The organism is Enterobacter sp. DN, assembly GCF_046054285.1.
GTDB lineage: Bacteria > Pseudomonadota > Gammaproteobacteria > Enterobacterales > Enterobacteriaceae > Enterobacter > Enterobacter hormaechei_C.
In genome coordinates this window covers 28,374-51,446 of sequence record NZ_JBJJTG010000012.1, presented here as the reverse complement: position 1 = coordinate 51,446, position 23,073 = coordinate 28,374, and the positions used below count along the sequence as shown (strand labels likewise).

23 protein-coding genes are annotated in these 23,073 nt (G+C 55.4%); 7 read left to right on the top strand and 16 right to left on the bottom strand.

Annotated elements, in window-relative coordinates; genetic code table 11:
* Positions 1 to 12 precede the first annotated feature (12 nt).
* The 4 genes from ACJTMZ_RS20665 to ACJTMZ_RS20650 all read right to left on the bottom strand — a co-directional run bounded on the left by ACJTMZ_RS20665 (position 13) and on the right by ACJTMZ_RS20650 (position 5,113).
* Positions 13 to 1,278, bottom strand: a complete 1,266-nt coding sequence (locus ACJTMZ_RS20665; RefSeq protein ID WP_032668948.1) for an MFS transporter — start codon at positions 1,276 to 1,278, stop codon at positions 13 to 15.
* Positions 1,279 to 1,322: 44 nt separating this feature from the next.
* Positions 1,323 to 3,446 carry an alpha-galactosidase gene (locus tag ACJTMZ_RS20660; RefSeq protein WP_252011144.1) on the bottom strand — a complete coding sequence of 708 codons (2,124 nt, stop codon included), beginning with the start codon at positions 3,444 to 3,446 and terminating at the stop codon, positions 1,323 to 1,325.
* Positions 3,447 to 3,551: 105 nt separating this feature from the next.
* Positions 3,552 to 4,547, bottom strand: coding sequence for a LacI family DNA-binding transcriptional regulator (locus ACJTMZ_RS20655; RefSeq protein ID WP_003861974.1), 996 nt, complete (start codon positions 4,545 to 4,547; stop codon positions 3,552 to 3,554).
* Positions 4,548 to 4,564: 17 nt separating this feature from the next.
* Positions 4,565 to 5,113: a helix-turn-helix domain-containing protein gene (locus ACJTMZ_RS20650; RefSeq protein ID WP_003861973.1), complete on the bottom strand. Its 549-nt coding sequence runs from the start codon at positions 5,111 to 5,113 to the stop codon at positions 4,565 to 4,567.
* A 103-nt stretch (positions 5,114 to 5,216) separates the two neighbouring features.
* On the opposite strand from ACJTMZ_RS20650, the gene ACJTMZ_RS20645 reads away from it, so the two are divergent.
* On the top strand, positions 5,217 to 5,876 hold the full coding sequence (locus tag ACJTMZ_RS20645; protein ID WP_015569922.1) for an AzlC family ABC transporter permease: 660 nt from the start codon (positions 5,217 to 5,219) through the stop codon (positions 5,874 to 5,876).
* On the top strand, positions 5,876 to 6,199 hold the full coding sequence (locus ACJTMZ_RS20640) for an AzlD domain-containing protein (protein WP_015569921.1): 324 nt from the start codon (positions 5,876 to 5,878) through the stop codon (positions 6,197 to 6,199). Before ACJTMZ_RS20645 ends, ACJTMZ_RS20640 begins: the two co-directional genes overlap by 1 nt.
* Before the next feature lie 42 nt (positions 6,200 to 6,241).
* Here the strand turns inward: ACJTMZ_RS20640 and ACJTMZ_RS20635 are convergent, their stop codons facing one another.
* The 6 genes from ACJTMZ_RS20635 to fdhD form a co-directional block, all read right to left on the bottom strand.
* Positions 6,242 to 6,841, bottom strand: a complete 600-nt coding sequence (locus ACJTMZ_RS20635; protein WP_017382680.1) for a hypothetical protein — start codon at positions 6,839 to 6,841, stop codon at positions 6,242 to 6,244.
* Positions 6,832 to 9,255, bottom strand: coding sequence for a fimbrial biogenesis usher protein (locus ACJTMZ_RS20630; protein ID WP_252011146.1), 2,424 nt, complete (start codon positions 9,253 to 9,255; stop codon positions 6,832 to 6,834). Before ACJTMZ_RS20630 ends, ACJTMZ_RS20635 begins: the two co-directional genes overlap by 10 nt.
* Positions 9,256 to 9,281: 26 nt before the next feature.
* Positions 9,282 to 9,968, bottom strand: coding sequence for a fimbria/pilus chaperone family protein (locus ACJTMZ_RS20625; protein WP_045142619.1), 687 nt, complete (start codon positions 9,966 to 9,968; stop codon positions 9,282 to 9,284).
* A 77-nt stretch (positions 9,969 to 10,045) separates the two neighbouring features.
* A complete protein-coding gene (locus ACJTMZ_RS20620) occupies positions 10,046 to 10,759 on the bottom strand; it encodes a DUF1120 domain-containing protein (RefSeq protein ID WP_196342751.1) in 714 nt (237 codons plus the stop codon).
* 486 nt (positions 10,760 to 11,245) lie between these two features.
* On the bottom strand, positions 11,246 to 11,458 hold the full coding sequence (locus ACJTMZ_RS20615) for a DUF1471 domain-containing protein (RefSeq protein ID WP_015569916.1): 213 nt from the start codon (positions 11,456 to 11,458) through the stop codon (positions 11,246 to 11,248).
* 114 nt (positions 11,459 to 11,572) lie between these two features.
* Positions 11,573 to 12,409, bottom strand: coding sequence for a formate dehydrogenase accessory sulfurtransferase FdhD (gene fdhD / locus ACJTMZ_RS20610; RefSeq protein WP_017382677.1), 837 nt, complete (start codon positions 12,407 to 12,409; stop codon positions 11,573 to 11,575).
* Between the two features lie 371 nt (positions 12,410 to 12,780).
* Here fdhD and fdnG point away from each other — a divergent pair, with 371 nt between their 5' ends.
* The 4 genes from fdnG to fdhE are packed head-to-tail and all read left to right on the top strand — an operon-like array spanning position 12,781 to position 18,304.
* Positions 12,781 to 15,831, top strand: a complete 3,051-nt coding sequence (gene fdnG / locus ACJTMZ_RS20605; RefSeq protein WP_085929672.1) for a formate dehydrogenase-N subunit alpha — start codon at positions 12,781 to 12,783, stop codon at positions 15,829 to 15,831.
* Positions 15,832 to 15,843: 12 nt separating this feature from the next.
* Positions 15,844 to 16,746 (top strand): formate dehydrogenase subunit beta, encoded by a 903-nt coding sequence (gene fdxH, locus ACJTMZ_RS20600; protein ID WP_014072386.1) that lies wholly within the window; start codon positions 15,844 to 15,846, stop codon positions 16,744 to 16,746.
* Positions 16,743 to 17,378, top strand: coding sequence for a formate dehydrogenase cytochrome b556 subunit (fdoI, locus tag ACJTMZ_RS20595; protein WP_015569914.1), 636 nt, complete (start codon positions 16,743 to 16,745; stop codon positions 17,376 to 17,378). Before fdxH ends, fdoI begins: the two co-directional genes overlap by 4 nt.
* Complete coding sequence (fdhE, locus tag ACJTMZ_RS20590; protein ID WP_003861956.1) at positions 17,375 to 18,304, top strand: formate dehydrogenase accessory protein FdhE; 930 nt, start codon at positions 17,375 to 17,377, stop codon at positions 18,302 to 18,304. The genes fdoI and fdhE overlap by 4 nt, the downstream gene beginning before the upstream one ends.
* Before the next feature lie 39 nt (positions 18,305 to 18,343).
* Here fdhE and ACJTMZ_RS20585 read toward each other — a convergent pair whose 3' ends face one another.
* Both ACJTMZ_RS20585 and ACJTMZ_RS20580 read right to left on the bottom strand, forming a co-directional pair.
* Positions 18,344 to 18,715 carry a type II toxin-antitoxin system VapC family toxin gene (locus ACJTMZ_RS20585; RefSeq protein WP_077266491.1) on the bottom strand — a complete coding sequence of 124 codons (372 nt, stop codon included), beginning with the start codon at positions 18,713 to 18,715 and terminating at the stop codon, positions 18,344 to 18,346.
* Between the two features lie 2 nt (positions 18,716 to 18,717).
* Positions 18,718 to 18,960, bottom strand: a complete 243-nt coding sequence (locus ACJTMZ_RS20580) for a ribbon-helix-helix domain-containing protein (RefSeq protein WP_015569912.1) — start codon at positions 18,958 to 18,960, stop codon at positions 18,718 to 18,720.
* 198 nt (positions 18,961 to 19,158) lie between these two features.
* On the opposite strand from ACJTMZ_RS20580, the gene ACJTMZ_RS20575 reads away from it, so the two are divergent.
* Positions 19,159 to 20,079 carry an alpha/beta hydrolase gene (locus tag ACJTMZ_RS20575; RefSeq protein ID WP_017382675.1) on the top strand — a complete coding sequence of 307 codons (921 nt, stop codon included), beginning with the start codon at positions 19,159 to 19,161 and terminating at the stop codon, positions 20,077 to 20,079.
* An 8-nt stretch (positions 20,080 to 20,087) separates the two neighbouring features.
* Here the strand turns inward: ACJTMZ_RS20575 and fabY are convergent, their stop codons facing one another.
* The 4 genes from fabY to yihX are packed head-to-tail and all read right to left on the bottom strand — an operon-like array spanning position 20,088 to position 22,982.
* The gene (fabY, locus tag ACJTMZ_RS20570; RefSeq protein ID WP_015569910.1) at positions 20,088 to 21,029 is read right to left on the bottom strand and encodes a fatty acid biosynthesis protein FabY; all 942 of its coding nucleotides are present in this window, start codon (positions 21,027 to 21,029) and stop codon (positions 20,088 to 20,090) included.
* Positions 21,030 to 21,073: 44 nt separating this feature from the next.
* Positions 21,074 to 21,511, bottom strand: a complete 438-nt coding sequence (dtd, locus tag ACJTMZ_RS20565) for a D-aminoacyl-tRNA deacylase (RefSeq protein ID WP_015569909.1) — start codon at positions 21,509 to 21,511, stop codon at positions 21,074 to 21,076.
* Entirely contained in the window at positions 21,508 to 22,389 is an 882-nt protein-coding gene (locus ACJTMZ_RS20560; RefSeq protein WP_003861949.1) for a virulence factor BrkB family protein, read from the bottom strand. The genes dtd and ACJTMZ_RS20560 overlap by 4 nt, the downstream gene beginning before the upstream one ends.
* Positions 22,383 to 22,982: a glucose-1-phosphatase gene (yihX, locus tag ACJTMZ_RS20555; protein ID WP_017694048.1), complete on the bottom strand. Its 600-nt coding sequence runs from the start codon at positions 22,980 to 22,982 to the stop codon at positions 22,383 to 22,385. Before yihX ends, ACJTMZ_RS20560 begins: the two co-directional genes overlap by 7 nt.
* Positions 22,983 to 23,073: the final 91 nt, after the last annotated feature.

Sequence of the window (23,073 nt, the reverse complement as noted above, 5' to 3'; positions counted from 1 at the left end):
GGCACTCAGGATTTAGCGGGTCACCGGCTCGGCGCGCAGCGCGTCAGCGGGTTTGCAGTTTGACAGCGTAAACGCCGACACCACCGTGATCGCCAGCACGAAACAGCCCAGTATCAGATACGTCTCCTGGAAGCCGACCCGGTCATACATATTTCCGGCAAAGGCGGAGAGGAAGATCGCCGCCGACTGTTTGGCAAACTGGAAGCCAATCAGGTAGATGGTGGCCGACAGGCGCGTATCAAACACCCCGGTGATGTACTTGAATGCCCCCACCAGCAGGAACGGGACTTCCAGCGCGTGCAGCATCTTCAGGGCAATCACCTCCACGGCAGTGGTGGCAAACGACGAGCCGATAATGCGCGTCGCCATGATCACCCCGGCAATCAGCAGCGTGTTTTTCGCGCCGATGCGGTTAATGATCCACGGCGAGCAGAACATAATGATCGCGTTACAGATTTCCCCCGCCGTGGTGGCGAAACCAAAGGCACGGGTCCCCTCCTGCGGCGTGGCGAAGAAGGTTTTGAAGAAGGTGGCAAACTGCTGGTCGAAGACGTCATACACGCAGGCCACGCCAATCACGTACAGGATGAACATCCACATTCTGCGCTGGCGGAACAGGGTAAAGACGGTTTTGGCGGTGATCTGCGGCTGATTCGCGCCCAGGGCGTTCATCACCTGCGCCGTCTGGTTAGGCTTCGGTTTCGCGACCACCAGCAGCAGCATCAGCAACAGCGCCGCGGCCGACCCCATCCAGAAGACGTACGACGGATCGATGCCGAACAGGATGCCGCCCGTTGAGGCGCACAGCCCCCAGCCGAGACAGCCGAACATACGCGCCTTGCCGTACTCAAAAAAGCTGTTGCGGCTTACGCGCTCAATATAGGCCTCAATCGCCCCCGACCCCGCTGAGAAGACAAAGCCGATATACAACCCACCGCTCAGCGCCCCCAGCCAGATATTGGTTTTCAGCAGCGGGGCGAAGACGTACAGGAAGAACGGCGCGAACAGGAACAGCAGCACCGAGATGATCCAAAGCAGATGTTTTTTCAGCCCCAGCTTGTCGGAAATGACCCCCAACACCGGCTGGAAGGCAATGGCCGACAGCGAGATGCAGGAGAAAACAATCCCGGTATGGGTTTTGTTCAGGCCGATGATGTCCGACAGCCAGATCGGCAGGAACGGAAAGCAGGTGGCCATGATGAAGAAGTAGAGAAAGAAGAACAGCCCGAAGATCCAGAAATTAGGGTTGTCTTTGTGGGTACAGGTTGTTGTGTTCATTATTTTTATCCTCAACGGAGGGCCGGTTGCCCGGCCCGTCACCCTTACACGCGTTCCACACCAATCAGAATGGCGGTTTCCGGATCCAGAATCGGCAGTGCAATACCCGCCTGCATCAGCCACTCACCGCTTACCGTTTGCGGCGCGTTCATCCACGCCGGCAGCTTACGCATGGTGTGCCCGCCCTCGCCCGTAATCTGAATGTTCGGGTGATCGAGCAGCGTGATGCGGTACTGCGCGCTGGCGTCTAACCCCGGCATGCGCAGCGGCATCATCAGGGTGTAGTCCGGCATCGCGAGCTGGCTGACCAAAAACAGCCCCTGCGCCTTGTCTTCGCTCACTATACCCTGCGCCAGGGTGGTGGCGTCCGGCATATCCACGCGCCACTGGGTGCCGCGATGAATGATCTCGCGCCACCGCTTATACAGCGCAGCGTAATGGCGATAGCCTTCACGCTCCTGCGCGTCGACGGTGAGCGGATCCAGCTCCAGCCCCATGTGACCAAACAGCGCCGTCAGCCCGCGGAACTGAATGCTGTGCTGGCGGAAGGTGGCGTGACATTTATGGTGACCGATATGCGCGCCCATCACCTCCGGCGGGAAGAAGTAGCTCATGCCGCGCTGGATAGTGTTGCGCTCCAGCGCGTCGTTGTTGTCGGACGCCCAGAAGCGGTGGCAGCGGGTCAGCACTTCATAATCGATTCGCCCGCCGCCGGACGAGCAGGATTCAAACTCAATGTGCGGGAAGCGCTCGCCCAGCACGTCCAGCAGGCGGTAAAACTGGCGCGTCTGGGCGTCGGCGGCGGCTTTGCCCTTGTGCCCTGGCTGCACCAGCTCGCGGTTCATATCCCATTTCACGTAGTCGACCGCGTGTTCGCCCAGCAGCCAGCTCATGCGTTCGACCAGATATTCAAAGGCCTGCGGAATATTGAGATTGAGGACCAGCTGGTGTCGCCCGGTCGCCTGGGCGTAGCCCGGCAGCGCCAGCACCCAGTCAGGGTGCGCGCGATACAGATCGGAATCGGGGTTAATCATCTCCGGCTCAACCCATATACCAAACTCCATGCTGAGCTGTTTAACGTGATCGATTACCGGCTTTAGGCCGTTCGGGTATTTTTTCTTGTCCAGATACCAGTCGCCCAGCGCGGCGTGGTCGTCGTTGCGGCCTTTAAACCAGCCGTCGTCGATAATAAAGCGCTCCACGCCCAGCGCAGCGGCCTCGTCGGCCATGCGCATGATGTAGTCCGGATCGTGGTTGAAGTAGATCCCCTCCCAGGTGTTGAGGTGCACCGGGCGCGGTTTATCTTCCGGGAAGCGGATAACATTGTCGCGCAGGTAGCGGTGGAACTGCTGGCTCATGCCGTTCAGCCCGTGCGGGGAGTGACTGGCATACAGGCGCGGCGTCCAGAGCGTTTCCCCCTCTTCAATCGCCATTTCACCCGGCAGGTAGAGCGCTTCGGCCTGCATATAGCGGCGGCCATCGGTTTTCGCCTCTGCGCGCAGGCGGTGGTTACCACTCCAGCCCAGATGTATACCCCAGACGTTGCCGTGCATTTCACTGAATGACGGCGTACCTGAAATCAGCGCCGGGAAATGTTCATGGGAGGTTTTACCCCGACGGTTTTCAATCACAAAGCTGTCATGTTCAAGCATCACGCGGTGCGGCTGAAACTCTCTGATCCAGCGTCCGTGGAAGGCCATCACCTCCTGCGCGCGTTCAGCCACCGGCAGCGTCACAGCAAAGCGATCCACCTGCCACGCCTGCATTTTCAGGTTGGTTAACCCATGACGCACCACCAGTACGCCGCTGGCATCCAGCGTTATTTCACTGGTCAGACGCAGGCCTGCATGCTCGTCTTCAGCAGTGATTGTCAGGGCGTTTAACGCCTGCTGCACCTGCGTGGTTTTAAATACCGGCGATCCGTCCAGCCCCTGGCGGTGCCCCTCGATGCCCGGCGAGCCAAACAGCCCATGCCCCAGCTCTGCCATCAGCGTGACGGGGGAGTCGACGTCCAGCCTGCCATTAGCAACCGGGCGCGCAATACTCAGCACATCCTGCGGCGAAAAGTGCTGAAGGTGTGGCCCCCAGTAGAGAATTTCGGCGAACGGGTGGGTTTTTACCACCACGTCAACCGTATTGCTTTCAAGTCGAAAAATGGAATCTTGCATCAGACATCTCCTGTCATCGGGATGTCCTGAGTGTTGATCCGAAACGTTTCGGATACAAACCAAAACGTTTCGGATCTGTGATCGGGTTTGGAATTTTTGGTGTAATCAGGCCGTCTGGCCTGGGGAGAATTCTGGCTGCCAGAGCACCTGAAGGGTGTCAATGTCGTCGCCATTAATCAGCTGGCGCACCATATCGGCAATCTGTTTCCCGACACCCTGACGGGTAGACTGGATCACCGCCGCGACGTCGATATCGACAATGCTGTCCTGCGGTAAGCCGTCATAGACCACCAGCGAAACGGCATTTTCACCGGTTAAGCGCCCCATCTGCGCCAGGGCCATCGCTGCGCCGTCGCCGTGGGTGTTGCAGTCGGTAATGATGGCCGTGGGCGGCTGCGGCAGGGAGAGAAGTTCTTGCGTGGTGGCATACCCCACGCGACGCGAAGGGGGCATGGCGCGCAGCCATTCGCTGGAAAGTCCGGCTTCCCGCAGCGCGTCCAGGTAGCCCTGGCGGCGCTGGGTGATGAATGCCTGGTTGTTGCTTTCGCCCAGCAGCGCAATGCGCTGATGGCCTTTCTCGATCAGCCAGCGGGTGGCCTGATATGTGCCGGCATAGTTGTCGAAATCGAACCACGCGTACGGCTGCGGGAGCTGGCTGCGGCCGAGCGCCAGGAACGGGAACCCGGCGGCCTGTAGCTGCTCAAGACGTGGATCGTGATCCAGCGTATGCGCCACAATCAGCGCATCCACGCGTCGGCTCTGCACCATGCGCATATAGCTGTGTTTGTCCGCCAGATCGTCGTCAGCGATGAGCAGCAGGTCAATCTCATGTCGCGCAAGTTCGTGGCTAATTTCGCCGACCATGTCCATAAAAACGCTGTTATTGAGCGGAACAGGATGCACCGGAAACACCAGCCCGACGGCGTCGATTTTGCCCATCTTCAGGCGACGGGCAAAGGTATTTGGTCGGTAGCCACGGCGCTGGGCCTCCGCTTCCACGCGGGCGCGCGTCTCAGCAGAAACGTCGTCATACCCGTTGAGGGCGCGGCTGACGGTGGTAACAGACAGCCCCAGTTCTTTGGCAATGGCTTTAAGCGACATGATTTTCCGTATCTTTGTTAGTTTTGTTCCGCCACCAGCAGCGCGTGCGTATCTGGCTCCAGCGCCTTAAAGATATGCGGCTGGTCAGCGGGGTAGCAAATGTAATCTCCCGGGCCGAGCTCTTCCGCCGCGTCGATCAGACCGACCATCGCCCGCCCCTGGGTCACGATAATATGCTCAACCGAACCAGGCGGATGGGGCTGGGAAATACGGTCTGCCCCCGGCTGAGTCAGCAGCAGATAGATATCACGACGCGCGCCAGGCGGACACGCCGCGAGCAAAATCGCCTCGTAGTTCGCCTGCCCGGCGACGACTTTTGTGCCCTCGCCGCGGCGGATCACCTGCGTGACGGGTTGCTGCGGCTCCAGTAACCGGGCAAAAGGAATATCCAGCGCCACGCAAAGCGACCACAGCGTTTCCAGGCTAGGATTGCCGTTGCCAGACTCCAGTTGAGAAAGCGTGGATTTGGCGATCCCGGCACGGCGGGCAATTTCCGCCAGTGAGAGCCCGGTTCGCAAGCGTTCTCGCACCAGGCTTTTGGCGATCACGCTGATTGGCTGCGTCATAATAACGGCCTCTTTCTCTCTATAACGAACGAATCGTTCGTCTTGTAAAACGTTTCTGATGCGTTCATTATAATGGAAATACGTTCGATATGGCTAAAATGGTATGAAGAATCACCTCTCTTGCCTGAAAGGCGACACGATAAAAGCGATCGTCCTGGTCTGCCTCGCGGTGGGCGTGGTCGGCATGTCTTATGGCTCACTGGCGATGGCCTACGGTTTCCCGCTGTGGGTGCCGTTTGTCCTCTCCCTCACGGTGCTGGCAGGCGCATCCGAGTTTATGTTTATCGGCATCGTGGCGAGCGGCGGCAATCCGCTGGCAGCGGCAGCGGCCGGTTTACTGGTTAACGCGCGCCATGTGCCGTTCGGCGTTACGGTGCGTGAACTGGTGGGCAAGCGCGGCCTGAGCTTTCTGGGCTGTCATATCATGAATGATGAAAGTGTGGTGTTCGGCCTGTCGCAAAAAACCGCCGAGCAGCGTAAAGCGGCCTACTGGCTGTGCGGCCTGGGCGTGGCAATCATCTGGCCGCTGGGGGCGGTGCTGGGCGCGATGGTCGGCAAGCTGCTGCCGGACCCGGAAACCATCGGGCTGGACGCGGTGTTCCCGGCGATCCTGCTGGCGTTAGTGGTGCCGGCATTTAAAAACCGTACCACGCTGATCCGCGCCTGTAGCGGCGCAGTGTTGTCGCTGGCCGCCGTACCGTTTGCGCCGGTTGGCCTGCCGGTGCTGCTCTCTTTGCTCGGCCTTGCCGCGAGGAAAAAATAATGGAAAACATGACGGTCTTTATTCTCGGCATCGCCATTCTTTCTGCCGGAACCTATCTGATGCGTCTCGGCGGGGCGAAACTCGGTAGCCGGCTGGCGCTTTCTGAACGGTCGCAGGCGCTGCTTTCAGACGCGGCAACCGTTTTGTTGTTCTCCGTCGCGCTGGCAACAACGTTTTATGAAGGGGACCATTTTGCCGGGATGGCGCGCGTACTGGGGGTGGGGTTCGCGGTGTTTCTGGCCTGGCGCAAAATGCCGTTAATTGTGGTGATCGTCGCGGCGGCGGTGGTGACGGCGCTGCTGCGTCTGGCGGGGATCCACTAGAAAATATGCCCGACATAACAGGTCGGCCGGGCATAACAGAGATTATCGCGCAGGAAGCGTATCAACATTGAGCGTCAGCGTTTCTTCAAAATCCGTTGTGTTAGTAACGCTAAATGCCTTGTCTGAAAGGTAGGTCGTGATCATCATGGTGGCGACAAACTGCTCGCCCGCCACTTCCGTGCCGTTAACCGCAGCCAGCGCTTTTTCCGGCTTTAGCGTCACCTGAGAAGCGCCTCCCTGAACGGCTACCGCGCCAATATCGACCGCGGCCAGCTGCACGGGGTTCCCGTCCACCCGCCCATCTTTGAATTCGATTTTCATCGCGCCGCTGTCCGTAAAACGATACGCCAGGTTCTGTCGGGCAATCCCGTCTACGGAGATGCGCATTTTGCGCACATCCGGACACAGCACCGAAACCTGAACTTCACGCATCACAGAAGCATAACCGTTGTACACTTTGCCAATATGTTCAGCGGACGTTTGCCGCATATCCTCTTTACGGTAGCGCCCGTAATCGACTTTCTTCACCGCCGACATCATTTCACAGGCGCCGTCATCGGCCTGCGCCATTCCCGAAAGTCCCGCTGCGCCGCAGAGCAGCATAAGCATCAGCGCGTATTGACGAACGTTATTCAGAGACATTTCCCTGTCACCTCTTCATAGAATTTATTCGGTTCTGCCTCCGGCAGGGTGTACGTCAGCCTGCAACGCCCTTCATCCAGCTTCGCATACAGCTGCTGGCTGGCAGAGATATCGTTCAGGAAGATCACGCCGTCTTCTGGCGCACTCGTCACATACTCCCCTGCCGCGTCCACAATCGAGACACCTTCCGGCAGCGGCGTACCGTCCGCACGGCGTATACTGAGCAGCACGCGGCGCTGGCTTAACGTCGCAAACTCCCACTTCGCCACAGCGCCGTGAGACGCTTTGATCGCTGTTCTGCCATTTCTTACGTCCAGATTGCCTGGCAGGCTTTCCGTGTTGATCTCAATCGTGCTTTCACGGAACGGCGACAGCGCAGGAATAATCGCCTGGCCCCATTTATCGGTCCATACCGCGCCGCGCGGGGTACCTATCTCGATACCAGCCACCGGTTTATCCAGTCTGGCAATGGCGTACGTATCGGTCACGCGGTAAGGCGAGAAGGTCACCCCGTCGCTGTGGGCGACAATCCCGCCGCTTAATGCTGCTGAGTAGTTGGTATTGCTGTCGTTATCTCCTCCTGCCGCCAGCGCCAGGTTGGTGTAATGCAGATTACTGTTCAGCGAGCTGTCCCAGCTGGTGGTGTTCTCTTCCTGGTCCTGAGTGACCCCCACCGTGTACTGGTTCTCAGCGTTGAGCGAGCCCATCGCCCGCGTGCCGTAAGAACGCTTACCTTCGCTCTCGCGATACCAGGAGCTGGTTGTAACGCCTGAGCGTCCCAGCGGGATCGACACGTTTACGTAAAACTGATCGTTGTCGCTGCTGTCGTGCCGGCTGACATCCGACTCCCAGTTCACGCTCACGTTGAGGTATTTAAAAGTCTGTGACCACGACGAGATAAACCGGCGGCTGTCATAGTCGCTGTTCCAGCTCTCGTTGCGATAATAGCTGAGGGAAAAGCGGCCCAGCGTGGTACTCGACCAGTTGATACCGACGCTGGTGTCGTATTTGGTTTGCGACATATCGTCATCGTCGCCGTAAAGTTCCGCCATCTCGCGATAGTCCGGTGTACCATAGCTACCGCCCAGCGAAAGCCCAATGCCCCACGGCAGGGAGTAACCCAGATCCAGCGTTGTTTTGTTGCCGTCGGTTTGCGTCTGGTTGTCTATTGACGCCAGAAAACCCAACGAGGCATACAGGTTCTGCATCGGTATGGTATCGAGGTTGCCGGAGAAGCCATAATAGTGGTTATCCGCCATCACCATACCGGCCAGAAAATTGACACGCTTATTGACAGACCAGCCGTTGTTGGCGGACACCACCCACGGATTTTCAAAGCGTGAGTCCATGTCTTCAACGCGGCCCATAGCCAGCGTAAAGCCCGGGGCGCGGCCCACGTGGTTGCTGCGGAATGTGCTCGCCGAAACGGTAAACCGGTTTTCGCTGCCGTCAGTCTCGGTGACCGTTACGTTCAGGTCGGTGTTGAGGTTCGCCAGCGGCACGTCATCCAGGTTGAACGGACCGGCAGGAACCAGCGTTGAGTAAATGAGCTGTCCGCCCTGGCGGATATCGACGCGCGCCTGCGGATTACGGGCAATACCGCTGACTTCGACACCCGTTCCCACCTGGGGAGTGAGTGCGGTATCCGGCATCATCTGGACCCCGTAAATTCCCGGAATACTGAAGCGGCTGTTGGCGATGTTAATCTGGCCACCCTGCACCATCACGCCATAATCGGTAAAGGTACGCTGGGCATAGGTGTAGAGGGAGTCAACCTCAAAATCCTGATCGCTGCCGTCGCTAATGAACTGCGTGCTGCGCACAATCCAGTCTCCGGCATTAAAGCCCATTTCAAAGGTCGACTGGAAACGGTCAGCGTTCTCATCATCATAGTGATTATGGGTGCCAAACATGGAGTAATTCAGCATGGCTGCACGTCCGCCACGCACCTCGGCGAACTGTCGGCCATAATCAGGGTCGATCGCTTCAGGCGGTACAACAACCGATATTTCATCAATATCCGGCGAAGTCTGTATCGTTGATCCGGACCAGTAGTGATAAATCTTCGGGCAGGTGCCTCTTTTCGTCTGTTTAATCAGGCCCGCGTTTTCCAGAAACGCTTTATCAATACAGGGCGTTCCTTCCTCATCAAATTTCACGGGCATAATATTGCGCTGCTTACCATTAATATTAACCGTCACATTATGGTAGCCAGGGGTAAAACGGGGAGTGAGGGAATAGTAATCCGCAATGGCCGGATCAAGCCCGTTATTTTTTAAAGCATCGCTGTCAAATATGGCTCGCGCCAGTTCCAGAGATTCATTCGCATTAGAGGAAATCTCAGCCCGAATATTAAATGCCAGCACGCTAAGGCAAAACACGAGCATTCCCTTTTTACAGGAACCGTTTAACATAACTACTCCATGTTTGTTAAGTGATTTTATTGCTGAAGGTCGGCGATATAATTCCCTGCCTTATAGCCATAACGCGTTGCCGGATAGATTTCGATTTGTTTTTCGGATGCTGATATTTTGGCTGACGCGCTGGCCGTCATTTTTTCGCCAGGAAGAATGTAGGTCTTAGCTAATGTCGCGATCGTACCCGAGGCCATTAATTTCACCTTTTGCTCCAGTCGGACGACATAAGGCGTATTATTCTCAACCGTGACATTGCCATTTTTTATCTGCCAGGTGAGTGCCTTCCAGGGTTCAATATTTACCGCCAGGCCAGCCGGGTGAATAATGACGGGAAGGTTCTGGCTAAACACCACTTTAACTTTATTTTTTTCACGCTGTGGGATAGCGGTAAAAATGACACGCTTAAAATGTTCCACCTTCAGCGGCTCATTACTATTTTTCAGCACAAAACGCACGCGCTGGGTTTTACCCGCATCTACGCGCACAACCGGCTGCGTGGCAATCAGACCCGGTTTGGGGTCGTCCGGGAGATCAATAATTTTGGTGTACAGCAGCTGTGCTTCAGCATCGGTGTTTTTGACATCCATGCTGGCCCCCTGCTTGTCTTCATTGACAATAAGCAGCGAGGTATCCGGCACCATCCCGGCAGCCATACCGTTGAATGAGGCCAGCAGGCAGGCACAGATCAGCGTTCTCTTTAAAAGCAGCATAATATTAGTCCATTAATATTGGTATAGGACACCCCACCGAAGTGAGGTGTCAGGTATTTCATGATACGTGGGGGAGATTACAGATAAACCAGCTCAACGTTGGTTAAGCCGTCCAGGGTGGCTTCATCCGTGATATTTAAATCGTTGGTTGGGTTAATCATCGCGGCAATGCCCACGTTGAAGTTAATTTTAGTTTGTGCAACAGGTGCAATTGTACCGGTCGCTTGATCTGTGAAGGAATAAATCTCACTCTTATCTGCTTTCACCTGTAAATAGCGAACCCCGCTTTTAACTCCCCATGATGCACCGTTATCGCTGGTGAAGATTGGATAAAGGTTTACACCGTCTCCGTTGGTCGTCGCCCCGTTGGTCTTTTGGATACCCATTGAATAAGCGCCAATCTTCTTATCGCCATACATCCCCAGGCCAGCCGTAAAACCCACGCTGGTAATGAAATCCGAATCAATAAAGTTCACCGGAATAGTCTCCGTAGGCGCAGAATCCACATGCGAATCGTTAAAGGTCACGCCAACGCGGGTCGCTTCTTCACAGGTAATAGAAATAGGGATAATTTTAACATCCGCCAGAGGGGTTGGGGTGGTGGAATTCAGACTAGCCACCTTCATGGTACCGAAATCAGCAATACCGCCACCGCTAATAAATGCCGGTGTACAGGAAGACGGAACAATTTTCCCCGTAACCTGAATATCAACACTGGAAGCCGCCATTGCTGAAGACGCCGCTACTGCCAGTACAGATGCCAGCACTCCTTTTTTAAACATCGCGTTCATTTAATTTCCTTATATGAGTTAAATACAAAATAAACCAAAAGAGAAATATTTGGTTTTAGGGGTAGAGATTTAATATTGTTTTTGAAACTATCATCATGAATAACCGGGGTCAATGACTCCGAATCTCTTTAGGATTAAAGCCTGAGGATTTCCTTATTATTTGGGATCAATTATTGATTATTTATATAATAAACCCCGAAATACAGTCTGAAAGACATGAAATCATACATTATTGAAATGAATTAAAAGAACTGGTCAGACCTTGTATTTAGATCATGTATGATATTGCTGATTTTTAAGTAAGGGTAACTCAACCGGACGGCACATTATAGTTATTATTCAACCAATAAGAAATATCCCGGAGGATATGGCTATCTTCTGTCAGGTTGAAAATACAGGCGGTTTGTACAGGAAGGCGGGTTAAAACAGGGGAGCAGAATGAAACCTGTCCCTGCTCCGAAGAGCAAGGGACAGCGGCTATATGACTTATTTGTTCAGTTCAGCGGTCATGTGTACGCGGTTACCGGTGAATGCCTGGGTAATTTTGTAGGATGACGCGCCCGCTTCCTGAGCCTGTGCGGCGATTTTGGCTTCTGCGCCATCGAGGGTAGAGGCGGATGCAGTCACAGTCTGCGCAGCGAAAGAACCGAAAGAAGCAGCCAGAGCGATTACAGCGACAAAAGTTTTGATGCTTTTCATGAGATAAACCTTTTCGTTAAGTTGTTTAGATAAGGCACCGTGCCTTGATGAGATAAATACTAGCCCTCATCATGAACAACTAAAAGCGGAAGGTTTTGCTATACTCATTCAAAATTACTGATTAACAATTAATCGCTGCGGATGGGTGTAAATTGTCGCCCTGCCCGGCTTGCAGAACCCCACCAGCGTCAGGTTGCAGCGCTCTGCCACTTCGACCGCCAGCGTTGTCGCAGCCGACACCGCAAACAGGATCTCCACGCCGCACATGGCCGCTTTCTGCACCATTTCATAGCTGGCGCGGCTGGAAACGAGCGCGGCCCCTTGCTGCCAGACGGCATCTTCACGCGCGCGACGGCCCAGCAGCTTATCCAGCGCCACATGGCGGCCCACATCTTCATGACCTCCGACGATCTCGCCCGACGGGAGCACCCACGCCGCAGCATGTGTACAGCCGCTCAGCTGACCTATGGGCTGGACATCATTGAGGTGCTCCAGGGCTTTGTCGAGGTTACCGAGGTTGAAGGTCTGGGTAAACGGCAGCGGCGCGACGGGCTTACCGATATCGTTAAGCTGTTCAACGCCGCACACGCCGCAGCCGGTACGTCCGGCCAGCGCCCGGCGGCGCTCTTTCAGCCCCATAAAGCGACGACTGGAGAGTTCGATTTGTACTTCAAGACCATTACAGGCCTGAACCACATCCATACCGTAGATCTCCTGCGGATGCGCAATGATGCCTTCCGAGAGGGAAAAACCTATGGCGAACAGTTCCAGATCTTTCGGCGAAGCCATCATCACCACATGCGAAATCCCGTTGTAAACCAGGGCAACGGGGACCTCTTCCGCCAGAAAATCCGGCGTGGCATGTGAAATGTGAGGCGGTCTGTGTACCGACAGTTCCACAATGCCCGCAGGCAGTGGCGACACGTGGGCAGCACGGTTTTGTTTAGACACAACGGTATTCCTGAACAACCACGGAAGTGAGCCTGCTATTGCAACACAAACGGCAGGCCTTACGCATAGTATGGATCAACTTTTCAGCAACCATTCTCCTACTCAATACGGAGGGGTGCAACCGATCAGCTGCTACACCTCTTTAACATGCACAGGATAAAATGTGATTGATATCACATTTTATAATCAATGCCGTGATAATACGTTCACTTTGTTTTAACCCCGTTAGAACAGGCGTACCGACATTGTGGTATTCTGGGCTTATCCCTCGGAGAAATGAGGGATTAATGCAAATTTTTCTCCTTTGCGGTTAATTCTCAACCGCAAAGTAAAACTACATAGCAATGTCGTAATGAACCAAGGAGTGACCCATGCAGGTCAGCAGAAGGCAGTTCTTTAAGATCTGCGCTGGCGGTATGGCAGGCACCACGGCGGCGGCACTGGGCTTTGCGCCCGGTGTAGCGCTGGCGGAAACACGGCAGTATAAACTGCTGCGCACCCGCGAAACCCGTAACACCTGTACGTACTGCTCCGTCGGCTGTGGGCTGTTAATGTATAGCCTCGGCGACGGTGCGAAAAACGCCAAAGCATCCATTTTCCACATCGAAGGCGATCCGGATCACCCGGTCAACCGTGGTGCGCTGTGTCCGAAAGGGGCCGGTCTGGTAGATTTTATCCACTCCGAAAGCCGCCTGAAGTTTCCTGAGTATCGCGCTCCCGGCTCTGACAAATGGCAGCAAATCAGCTGGGAGGAAGCGTTCGATCGCATCGCTAAGCTGATGAAAGAAGACCGCGATGCCAACTTTATCGCGAAGAATGCCGAAGGCACCACCGTTAACCGCTGGCTCTCCACCGGCATGCTGTGTGCTTCTGCGTCCAGTAACGAAACCGGCTATTTAACCCAGAAATTTACGCGCGCACTCGGTATGCTCGCGGTCGACAACCAGGCGCGTGTCTGACACGGACCAACGGTAGCAAGTCTTGCTCCAACATTTGGTCGCGGTGCGATGACCAACCACTGGGTCGACATCAAAAACGCCAACCTCATTGTGGTGATGGGCGGTAACGCCGCTGAAGCGCACCCTGTCGGGTTCCGCTGGGCGATGGAAGCCAAAATCCACAACGGCGCGAAGCTGATTGTGATCGATCCCCGCTTTACGCGTACAGCGTCAGTGGCGGATTTCTACACCCCTATTCGTTCAGGTACTGACATCACTTTCCTGTCAGGCGTATTGCTGTACCTGATGACCAACGAAAAATATAACCGCGAGTACACCGAAGCTTATACCAACGCCAGCCTGATCGTGCGTGAGGATTACCACTTCGAAGATGGCCTGTTCAGCGGTTATGACGCCGAAAAACGCAAATACGACAAAACCAGCTGGAACTATGAGCTGGACGAAAACGGCTTTGCGAAGCGCGACACCACCCTGCAACACCCCCGCTGCGTGTGGAACCTGCTGAAAGAGCACGTTTCCCGCTATACGCCGGAGGTTGTCGAAAACATCTGTGGGACGCCGAAGGCGGACTTCCTGAAGGTGTGCGAGCTGATTGCGGAAACCAGCGCGAAAGATAAAACCGCGTCGTTCCTGTATGCGCTCGGCTGGACGCAGCACTCCATCGGCGCGCAGAACATCCGCACCATGGCGATGGTTCAGCTGCTCCTCGGCAACATGGGGATGGCAGGCGGCGGCGTGAACGCCCTGCGCGGTCACTCCAACATTCAGGGTCTGACCGACCTCGGCCTGCTGTCTCAGAGCCTGACGGGTTACATGAACCTGCCGAGCGAGAAACAGACCGACCTGCAAACCTACCTGACGGCCAGCACGCCAAAACCGCTGCTCGAAGGCCAGGTGAACTACTGGGGCAACTATCCGAAGTTCTTCGTCTCGCTGATGAAAGCCTTCTACGGTGACAAGGCGACGGCGGAAAACAGCTGGGGCTTTGACTGGCTGCCGAAGTGGGACAAAGGTTACGACGTACTTCAGTACTTCGAAATGATGCACCAGGGCCAGGTCAACGGCTATATCTGCCAGGGCTTTAACCCGGTGGCGTCGTTCCCGAACAAGAACAAGGTTGTCGAGTCTCTGTCGAAGCTGAAGTTCCTGGTGACGATTGACCCGCTCAATACCGAAACGTCGACGTTCTGGCAGAACCACGGTGAGTCGAACGATGTCGATCCGTCGAAGATTCAGACCGAAGTGTTCCGTCTGCCGTCTACCTGCTTCGCGGAAGAGAACGGGTCTATCGTCAACTCCGGCCGCTGGTTGCAGTGGCACTGGAAAGGCGCGGATGCCCCGGGCATCGCCTTGAACGACGGCGAGATCCTGGCCGGTATCTTCTTACGTCTGCGTAAAATGTACGCGGCTGAAGGCGGCGCAACGCCTGAGCCGGTGCTGAACATGACCTGGAACTACTCGACGCCAGAGAATCCGTCTCCGGAAGAAGTGGCGATGGAGAGCAACGGTAAGGCGCTGGCGGACGTTATCGACCCGGCGACCGGTGCGGTGCTGGCGAAGAAAGGCGATCAGCTCAGCACCTTTGCGCACCTGCGCGATGACGGTACGACCTCCAGCGGCTGCTGGATCTTTGCCGGTAGCTGGACGCCAAAAGGCAACCAGATGGCCAACCGCGATAACGCCGACCCGTCGGGCCTCGGCAATACGCTGGGCTGGGCATGGGCATGGCCGCTTAACCGCCGCATCCTCTATAACCGCGCCTCAGCTGACCCGCAAGGCAACCCGTGGGATCCGAAGCGTCAGCTACTGAAGTGGGACGGCGCGAAATGGGGCGGCGTGGATATTCCGGACTACAGCACTGCCGCACCGGGCAGCGATGTCGGGCCGTTTATCATGCAGCCTGAAGGGATGGGGCGCCTGTTTGCTATCGATAAGATGGCGGAAGGTCCGTTCCCGGAACACTACGAGCCGTTTGAGACGCCGCTGGGTACTAACCCGCTGCACCCGAACGTGGTCTCTAACCCGGCAGCCCGCATCTTCAAAGGCGATTTTGAAGCGCTGGGTAAAAAGGACAAGTTCCCTTATGTCGGCACCACTTACCGTCTGACCGAGCACTTCCACTACTGGACCAAGCACGCGCTGCTGAATGCCATCGCGCAGCCGGAGCAGTTTGTGGAGATCGGCGAGAAGCTGGCGAACAAACTCGGCATTGCCCATGGCGATACCGTGAAGGTCTCCTCTAACCGCGGCTACATCAAAGCCAAGGCGGTGGTGACCAAGCGTATTCGCACGCTGAACGTTCACGGTCAGCAGGTGGATACCATCGGCATCCCAATTCACTGGGGTTATGAGGGCGTGGCGAAGAAAGGGTTCATTGCGAACACCCTGACGCCGTTCGTCGGTGATGCGAACACGCAGACGCCGGAGTTTAAGGCCTTCCTCGTGAACGTGGAAAAGGTGTAACGGAGACGACTTATGGCTTATCAATCTCAAGACATTATCCGTCGTTCCGCGACTAACGGTTTCACGCCCGCGCCTCAGGCGCGGGACCACCAGCAGGAAGTGGCGAAGCTTATCGACGTGACCACCTGTATCGGCTGTAAAGCCTGTCAGGTGGCCTGTTCAGAGTGGAACGACATCCGTGACGAAGTGGGTCACAACGTCGGGGTGTACGACAACCCGGCGGACCTGACCGCCAAGTCCTGGACGGTAATGCGTTTCTCGGAAGTGGAGCAGAACGACAAACTGGAATGGCTTATCCGCAAAGATGGCTGTATGCACTGTGCGGATCCGGGCTGCCTGAAGGCGTGTCCGTCAGAAGGGGCTATCATTCAGTATGCCAACGGCATCGTCGACTTCCAGTCCGAGCAGTGTATTGGCTGCGGCTATTGCATCGCGGGTTGTCCGTTTGACGTGCCGCGCCTGAACCCGGAAGACAACCGCGTCTACAAATGTACGCTGTGCGTTGACCGCGTAAATGTCGGCCAGGAGCCAGCGTGCGTGAAGACCTGTCCAACTGGCGCTATCCACTTTGGCTCCAAAGAGGATATGAAAACGCTGGCGGCAGAGCGCGTGGGCGAGCTGAAAACTCGTGGTTACGATAACGCGGGCCTGTACGATCCGGCCGGGGTTGGCGGTACGCACGTGATGTACGTGCTGCACCACGCCGACAAGCCGAACCTGTATCACGGCCTGCCGGAGAACCCGGAAATCAGCGCGACCGTGAAGTTCTGGAAAGGCATCTGGAAACCGCTGGCCGCGGTCGGTTTTGCGGCCACCTTCGCAGCGAGCATCTTCCACTACGTCGGCGTTGGTCCGAACCGTGCGGAAGAGGAAGACGACAACCTGCATGAAGAGAAAGACGAGGTGCGCAAATGAGAAAACGTGACACCATCGTGCGCTACACCGCGCCGGAACGCATCAACCACTGGGTCACCGCCTTCTGCTTCATGCTGGCGGCGATAAGCGGGCTGGGGTTCTTCTTCCCGTCCTTCAACTGGCTGATGCAGATACTGGGCACGCCGCAGCTGGCGCGCATCCTTCACCCGTTCGTGGGTGTGGTGATGTTTGCCTCGTTCATCATCATGTTTTTCCGCTACTGGCACCATAACCTAATCAATCGGGATGATATCTTTTGGGCGAAGAATATTCGTAAGATCGTCGTCAACGAGGAAGTGGGTGATACCGGGCGTTATAACTTCGGCCAGAAATGCGTATTCTGGGCGGCGATTATCTTCCTGGTCCTGTTGCTGGTGAGCGGCGTGATCATCTGGCGTCCGTACTTTGCGCCTGCTTTCTCAATCCCGGTGATCCGATTCGCGCTGATGCTGCATTCATTTGCCGCAGTGGCGTTAATTGTGGTTATCATGGTGCATATTTACGCCGCCCTCTGGGTGAAAGGCACCATTACCGCGATGGTGGAAGGCTGGGTCACCAAAACGTGGGCGAAGAAACATCACCCGCGCTGGTACCGAGAAGTCCGCCAGAAACAGGAAAAGTCATCTGAATGAGTATTCGCATAATCCCGCAAGATGAGCTGGGGTCGAGCGAGAAACGTACGGCGGAGTATATTCCGCCGTTGTTATTCCCCAGACTCAAGAACCTCTACAACCGCCGCGCAGAGCGTCTGCGCGAGCTGGCAGAGAACAACCCGCTGGGCGATTTTCTGCGTTTTGCCGCGCTGGTCGCCCATGCGCAGGAAGTGGTGCTGTACGACCATCCGCTGCAAATGGACCTGACCGCACGCATCAAAGAAGCCAACGAGCAGGGCAAACCGCCGCTGGATATTCACGTCCTGCCGCGCGACAAGCACTGGCATAAGCTGCTGCATTCCCTGATCGCCGAGCTGAAGCCCGAGATGAGCGGCACGGCGCTGGCAGTCATTGAGAACCTGGAAAAAGCCTCCGATCAGGAGCTGGAAGAGATGGCGAGCGCGCTGTTTGCTTCCGACTTCTCACTGGTGAGCAGCGATAAAGCGCCGTTCATCTGGGCTGCGCTGTCGCTCTACTGGGCGCAAATGGCGAGCCTGATTCCAGGTAAAGCCCGCGCCGAATACGGCGAAGCGCGCCAGTTCTGCCCGGTGTGTGGTTCAATGCCGGTCTCCAGCATGGTGCAAATCGGCACCACTCAGGGGCTGCGCTACCTGCACTGCAACCTGTGTGAAACCGAGTGGCACGTGGTGCGCATCAAGTGCAGCAACTGCGAACAGACCCGCGATCTGAACTACTGGTCGCTGGAAAATGAAGACGCGGCGGTGAAAGCGGAGAGCTGCGGCGACTGCGGGACCTACCTGAAGATTCTGTATCAGGAAAAAGACCCGAAAGTCGAAGCCGTGGCCGACGATCTCGCCTCGCTGATTCTGGACGCGAAGATGGAGCAGGAGGGCTTTGCCCGCAGCTCGATCAACCCGTTCCTGTTCCCGGGTGAAGGGGAGTAATCTCCTGTGAGAGTGCCGGGCGGCGCGAGCTTGCCCGGCCTACACCTGGTAAGGCGTAAGGACCTCGTCAATACCCGCAAAATCTTTCGTGTTGCGAGAAATCAACGGACATTTTCTGCTCTGCGCTGTGGCCAGAATGATAGCATCAGGCAGTTTCATTCCATGCTTCTCACGTAGTAAAACGCTTCTTTCCGCAATATCCCGAGACACATCAATAATTTCAAAAGCGCCCATAACGGCTGCCGTTTTCGCTTCATGACCATGCCTGCGAGCGCCCACCATTACTTCCATCCAGGTAATTAAGCTGATGGCACGATGCGACGCGGTATGCTCAATCGCATCCGCAGCTTCAACACGGTTGTTGAAGAGATCAATGAGAATATTGGTATCAAACACTGCCATGTGCTCCATGATTACCACTCCTCACGCAGCTTGCGTTCATACTCAAGCCCGTCCTCTTTTCTGTCTCCCCACAGACCAAGCGCATTTCGGATAACAGAAGAACTCTGCTGGTCGAGATACAGCTCTATCGCTTCCCGAAGCAGTTCAGCACGTGGTTGATTTCGCAATTGCTTGAGATTATCCAAACGTTGAATCACGTCATCAGACAAATCGATAAGTATTCTGCCCATATCAAGTTCCGCCAAAACGCTCATATATCACCTTAGTATATCACCTTTGGTTAATTTTCAGGCAAAATACTCTTTATCAATTTAGGGTGAAAGGACGTTTTTTAGGGAATGATCGATTTTGCGAGCCGCTTTCCACAATATGCACCTCTCAACATTTCTCTGTTTTCATCTGCTGTAAACCAGGTTATAAACTGTATAAAAACACAGTAAAAGGACGTAATCATGGCACTGGAAAAGGGTATTGATAAGCTGGTACAGGAGTTTATTGCCGCAGGACGACCTTCCTCGCGAAAGCAGAGTATTGATGACCGGAGAAGCGGATATGTCGCCAGCACAGCGCTAGCCGGGGAAACAGAAACGCGTGTCCAGGTTGAAACGCTTGTTCTTGAGGATATGACCTTTCGGGTATTTTCGCCTTTCAATGCCCCTGAAACGTTATCTTGTGCCCTCTACTATCATGGCGGTTGTTTTGTCAGCGGTGGGTTTGAAACCCATGATAATCAGCTTCGCCAACTGGCGTTTTACGGTAACTGCCGGGTCATTGCGGTTCAGTACAGACTCGCACCCGAGCATACTTTCCCCGCTGCGCATGACGATGCAGAGAGAGCGGCAGATCTTGTCTGGCAAAATGCAGAACAATTAGGTGTGGATAAAAACCGGATTACACTTTGTGGAGACAGCGCAGGAGGTCATCTTGCGCTGGTAACGTCATTGCGGCTTAAGGCCAAAGGTCTCTGGGATCCCGCGCAGCTCATTCTTATCTACCCCATGCTCGACGCTACGGCCAGTTTTGAAAGCTATACCCTCAATGGCATGGATTACGTGATTACTCGCGATACCCTTTTGAGCGGCTATGAAATGTATCTGGCTGGAGCCGACCGTCAACATCCTGAAGTCAGCCCACTGTGGCGCAACGACTTTAGCGGTCTGCCGAAGGTCCATATTGTTACCGCTGAGTATGATCCGTTACGCGACGAAGGCGAGGCGCTTTATCAGCGCCTCACGGAGCAAGGCGTGAAGTGTACCGCTCAACGATGGCGGGGTGTAATACACGGCTTCTTCCAGTTGGGTGGAATTAGCCAGTCAGCGCGAGACGTTATGCGAGATATTGCCTGGCGCATTAACCATGCCGGGCGAGAGTGAAAAGGAGACTACTCCTCCTCGTTCCCGCCCTCTTCATACGCGCCATACGGCTTCGCTGGCAGAACGATATAGGTGCCTTCAAACACCGCGCCTGGCGTTTCATCGCCGAACAGCTCCACCTGCATCTGTACGCGTGCTTTACGTCCACGCGCCAGACGGTCGAGATCGCCGCCCAGTGCGCCCAGGTCAGCAACCGCGCTCGGCTTGCCGCTGATCGGGGCGCTGTAGCGGATATGGGCATCGGCCAGAATAATGGTGCCGCCGAGATGACGTTCGCGCAGCATCAGCCAGATCAGTCCCCAGCCAGTGAGCGTGGCGAGTGAAAACAGGCTGCCGGCAAACAGGGTATGGTGCGGGTTCTGGTTGCCGGTTTCCGGCATGGTGGTAATAAATTTTTGCCCGGTATATTGCTGAATACGCACACCCATTTTTTCACTGAGCGGAATGTGCTGATACCACGCCTGCTGGAGCTGCCCGCACCAGTCGGCGCGATGGAGAATATCGTCCAGCGTGGCGATGGGTTTGATCATCAAAAAGTGACGAATCGGCGTAGTTTGCGGGGCGGTGATTTCCCCCTGATTCACGAAACCAAGCTTGGCAAAGAACTCAACGGCATCTTCGCGGGCGCTACAGGTGACACGCTTGACCCCTTCCTGACGGGCAACGGATTCCAGCGTCATAGCCATCAGCGTTCCAAGGCCTTTGTCCTGCACGGAGGGATGAACGGCCATAAAGCGGATTGAAGCTTCGTTGTCGGCATTGATATACAGACGTCCCACGGCAACGAGGTTGCCCTCTTCATCAACCACCATCTGGTGGTGCGCCATCGCGTCCCAGGCGTCGCGTTCAGAGCCTTTAGGTTGATGCAGGGGCTTGCGCAGCATTTCCCAGCGGAAATGGTAATAAGCGTCTAATTCTTCTTCCGTTTGCGGTACTCGAAGGTGATACATAGCTGTACTCTCTCTTGTTACCCGCGGCCATGCCGCCAGTTGGCTCATACCTGGAGCCAGAATGTGACGGGGCCATCGTTCACCAGCGAAACCTGCATATCCGCAGCGAATCGTCCGGTTTGTGTATTCATGTCCTGTTGGCGACAGCGCTCAACAAAGTACTCGTAAAGGGCTTCTGCGCGATCCGGTGCCGCGCCCTTCGAAAAACTCGGGCGCATGCCGCGTTCGGTATCCGCGGCCAGCGTAAACTGGGAGACCACCAGCACGCTGCCGCCCGCCTGCTGAACGTTCAGGTTCATCTTGCCTTCCGCATCGCTGAAAATGCGGTAGCCCAGTACGCGCTCACACAAGCGGTTGGCTTTTTGTTCGTCGTCATCCTTTTCGACACCCAGGAGCACCAAAAGTCCTGGGCCAATTTCACCCGTCACCTCATCCGCCACGGTGACGCTGGCACGGGTTACACGCTGAATCAATGCAATCATGGTTGGTCTGCTTCTTGTTGTTTTTCAGCTTCTGCTGCTTTTTTGAGTTCGCGGTAGACCCCGAGAGTGACAGTTATTTCGGCGCCAAGCAAGACGATACACCACGTCCAGTAGACCCAGACAAACAAAATGGGGATCACCGCCAGCACGCCGTAAATCAGCTGATAAGAGGGGAACATGGTGATATAAAGCGCGAATCCTTTCTTGCCCAGCTCAAAGAGCAACGCCGCGACCAGCGCACCCACCACGGCATCCCGGTTGGGTACGCGCGTGGTTGGTACCACGCTGTAGAGCAGCCAGAACGAAAGCCACGATAAAATCAGCGGGAATATACGCAGCACGTTATCGATCACGCTGTTTAAGTCGGTCGCCCAGCGCAGCGAAAGAAGGTAGGAACTGATCGCCAGGCTTGCCCCCGCCAGCAATGGGCCAAGGGTTAAAATCATCCAGTAGACGGCAAAGGAGTAAACCTTCGGGCGGACTTTTTTGCTCCGCCAGATGGTGTTGAGCGCACTGTCGATGGAGTACATCAGCAGCAGCGCGGTAACAATAAGCCCACATGCCCCCACCGCCGTCATCTTGCTGGAGTTTGCGACAAACTGTTCAATGTAGTTCTGGATCACATCGCCGGTGGCAGGAATAAAGTTCGCGAAAACAAAATGGCGAAGCTGCATGCTCACATCGGCAAACATCGGAAACGCCGAAAAAAGCGCAAAAATCACCGCCACCAGCGGCACCAGCGAGAGCAAGGACACGTAAGCGAGATTGCCCGCCAGCGTGGTCATGTTGTCCTCGTCAATGCGATGCCAGAGGAGTTTCAGCCACGCCCTCAGCGGGCGCGTGTGGTGATTGGCTTTTTGATGAACGGTTTTTAGCATAACTGCTTCGCAAAGTAGTTCGGTATCGTCTCTTTTCCGGTCACCAGAATGGAGGTGATACCTAACTGATTAGCCCCTTCTATATTATCGGCGTTGTCGTCAAAAAAGACCGCATCCGCCGCCGTGGATCCTTCTTCCTGCAATACCGCCTGATAGATACGCGCCTCAGGTTTACGCATCCCCATCTCCTGGGAGAGATACACCTTATCTGCCGCCGCGTGGATTTCCGGGTATTCATCCGGCCAGAAGGTGGTATGCAGGCGGTTGGTATTCGACAGGACGACGACACGATGCCCCTGCTCGCGCAGCTTGTGCATGATGTCGATCACTTCGGGGCGGATCGCGACAAATATGGCCTGCCAGCCGTGGGAAAACTGCTCGTAGCTTAACGAGAGACCCATTTCCTGACAGAAACGCTCTGCGAACGCTTCATCGCTGATCTCACCGCGCTCGTGCAGATGGAAAGTCTCACCCATCGCGAAATTCTGCTTTAACGTCGCCAGCGGAACACGGCTAAAATCGCTCCATGCGCCCAGCACCCGGTTAAAATCGATATCGACGATTACATTTCCTAAGTCAAAGATATAAAGCATGTTTATCTCCTTTCGCCGTGGAAAAGTAACTGTAGCGGGAAAGAGAAACTTTAGCTATGCGCCAGATTCAGCTTAGAGAAAGGAAAGGCCC

Excerpts from the sequence above, each read along its gene's own strand:
- ACJTMZ_RS20665 (WP_032668948.1), bottom strand. The coding sequence starts at position 1,278 with ATGAACACAACAACCTGTACCCACAAAGACAACCCTAATTTCTGGATC.
- ACJTMZ_RS20660 (WP_252011144.1), bottom strand. The coding sequence starts at position 3,446 with ATGCAAGATTCCATTTTTCGACTTGAAAGCAATACGGTTGACGTGGTG.
- ACJTMZ_RS20655 (WP_003861974.1), bottom strand. The coding sequence starts at position 4,547 with ATGTCGCTTAAAGCCATTGCCAAAGAACTGGGGCTGTCTGTTACCACC.
- ACJTMZ_RS20650 (WP_003861973.1), bottom strand. The coding sequence starts at position 5,113 with ATGACGCAGCCAATCAGCGTGATCGCCAAAAGCCTGGTGCGAGAACGC.
- ACJTMZ_RS20645 (WP_015569922.1), top strand. The coding sequence starts at position 5,217 with ATGAAGAATCACCTCTCTTGCCTGAAAGGCGACACGATAAAAGCGATC.
- ACJTMZ_RS20640 (WP_015569921.1), top strand. The coding sequence starts at position 5,876 with ATGGAAAACATGACGGTCTTTATTCTCGGCATCGCCATTCTTTCTGCC.
- ACJTMZ_RS20635 (WP_017382680.1), bottom strand. The coding sequence starts at position 6,841 with ATGTCTCTGAATAACGTTCGTCAATACGCGCTGATGCTTATGCTGCTC.
- ACJTMZ_RS20630 (WP_252011146.1), bottom strand. The coding sequence starts at position 9,255 with ATGTTAAACGGTTCCTGTAAAAAGGGAATGCTCGTGTTTTGCCTTAGC.
- ACJTMZ_RS20625 (WP_045142619.1), bottom strand. The coding sequence starts at position 9,968 with ATGCTGCTTTTAAAGAGAACGCTGATCTGTGCCTGCCTGCTGGCCTCA.
- ACJTMZ_RS20620 (WP_196342751.1), bottom strand. The coding sequence starts at position 10,759 with ATGAACGCGATGTTTAAAAAAGGAGTGCTGGCATCTGTACTGGCAGTA.
- ACJTMZ_RS20615 (WP_015569916.1), bottom strand. The coding sequence starts at position 11,458 with ATGAAAAGCATCAAAACTTTTGTCGCTGTAATCGCTCTGGCTGCTTCT.
- fdxH (WP_014072386.1), top strand. The coding sequence starts at position 15,844 with ATGGCTTATCAATCTCAAGACATTATCCGTCGTTCCGCGACTAACGGT.
- fdoI (WP_015569914.1), top strand. The coding sequence starts at position 16,743 with ATGAGAAAACGTGACACCATCGTGCGCTACACCGCGCCGGAACGCATC.
- fdhE (WP_003861956.1), top strand. The coding sequence starts at position 17,375 with ATGAGTATTCGCATAATCCCGCAAGATGAGCTGGGGTCGAGCGAGAAA.
- ACJTMZ_RS20585 (WP_077266491.1), bottom strand. The coding sequence starts at position 18,715 with ATGGAGCACATGGCAGTGTTTGATACCAATATTCTCATTGATCTCTTC.
- ACJTMZ_RS20580 (WP_015569912.1), bottom strand. The coding sequence starts at position 18,960 with ATGAGCGTTTTGGCGGAACTTGATATGGGCAGAATACTTATCGATTTG.
- ACJTMZ_RS20575 (WP_017382675.1), top strand. The coding sequence starts at position 19,159 with ATGGCACTGGAAAAGGGTATTGATAAGCTGGTACAGGAGTTTATTGCC.
- fabY (WP_015569910.1), bottom strand. The coding sequence starts at position 21,029 with ATGTATCACCTTCGAGTACCGCAAACGGAAGAAGAATTAGACGCTTAT.
- dtd (WP_015569909.1), bottom strand. The coding sequence starts at position 21,511 with ATGATTGCATTGATTCAGCGTGTAACCCGTGCCAGCGTCACCGTGGCG.
- ACJTMZ_RS20560 (WP_003861949.1), bottom strand. The coding sequence starts at position 22,389 with ATGCTAAAAACCGTTCATCAAAAAGCCAATCACCACACGCGCCCGCTG.
- yihX (WP_017694048.1), bottom strand. The coding sequence starts at position 22,982 with ATGCTTTATATCTTTGACTTAGGAAATGTAATCGTCGATATCGATTTT.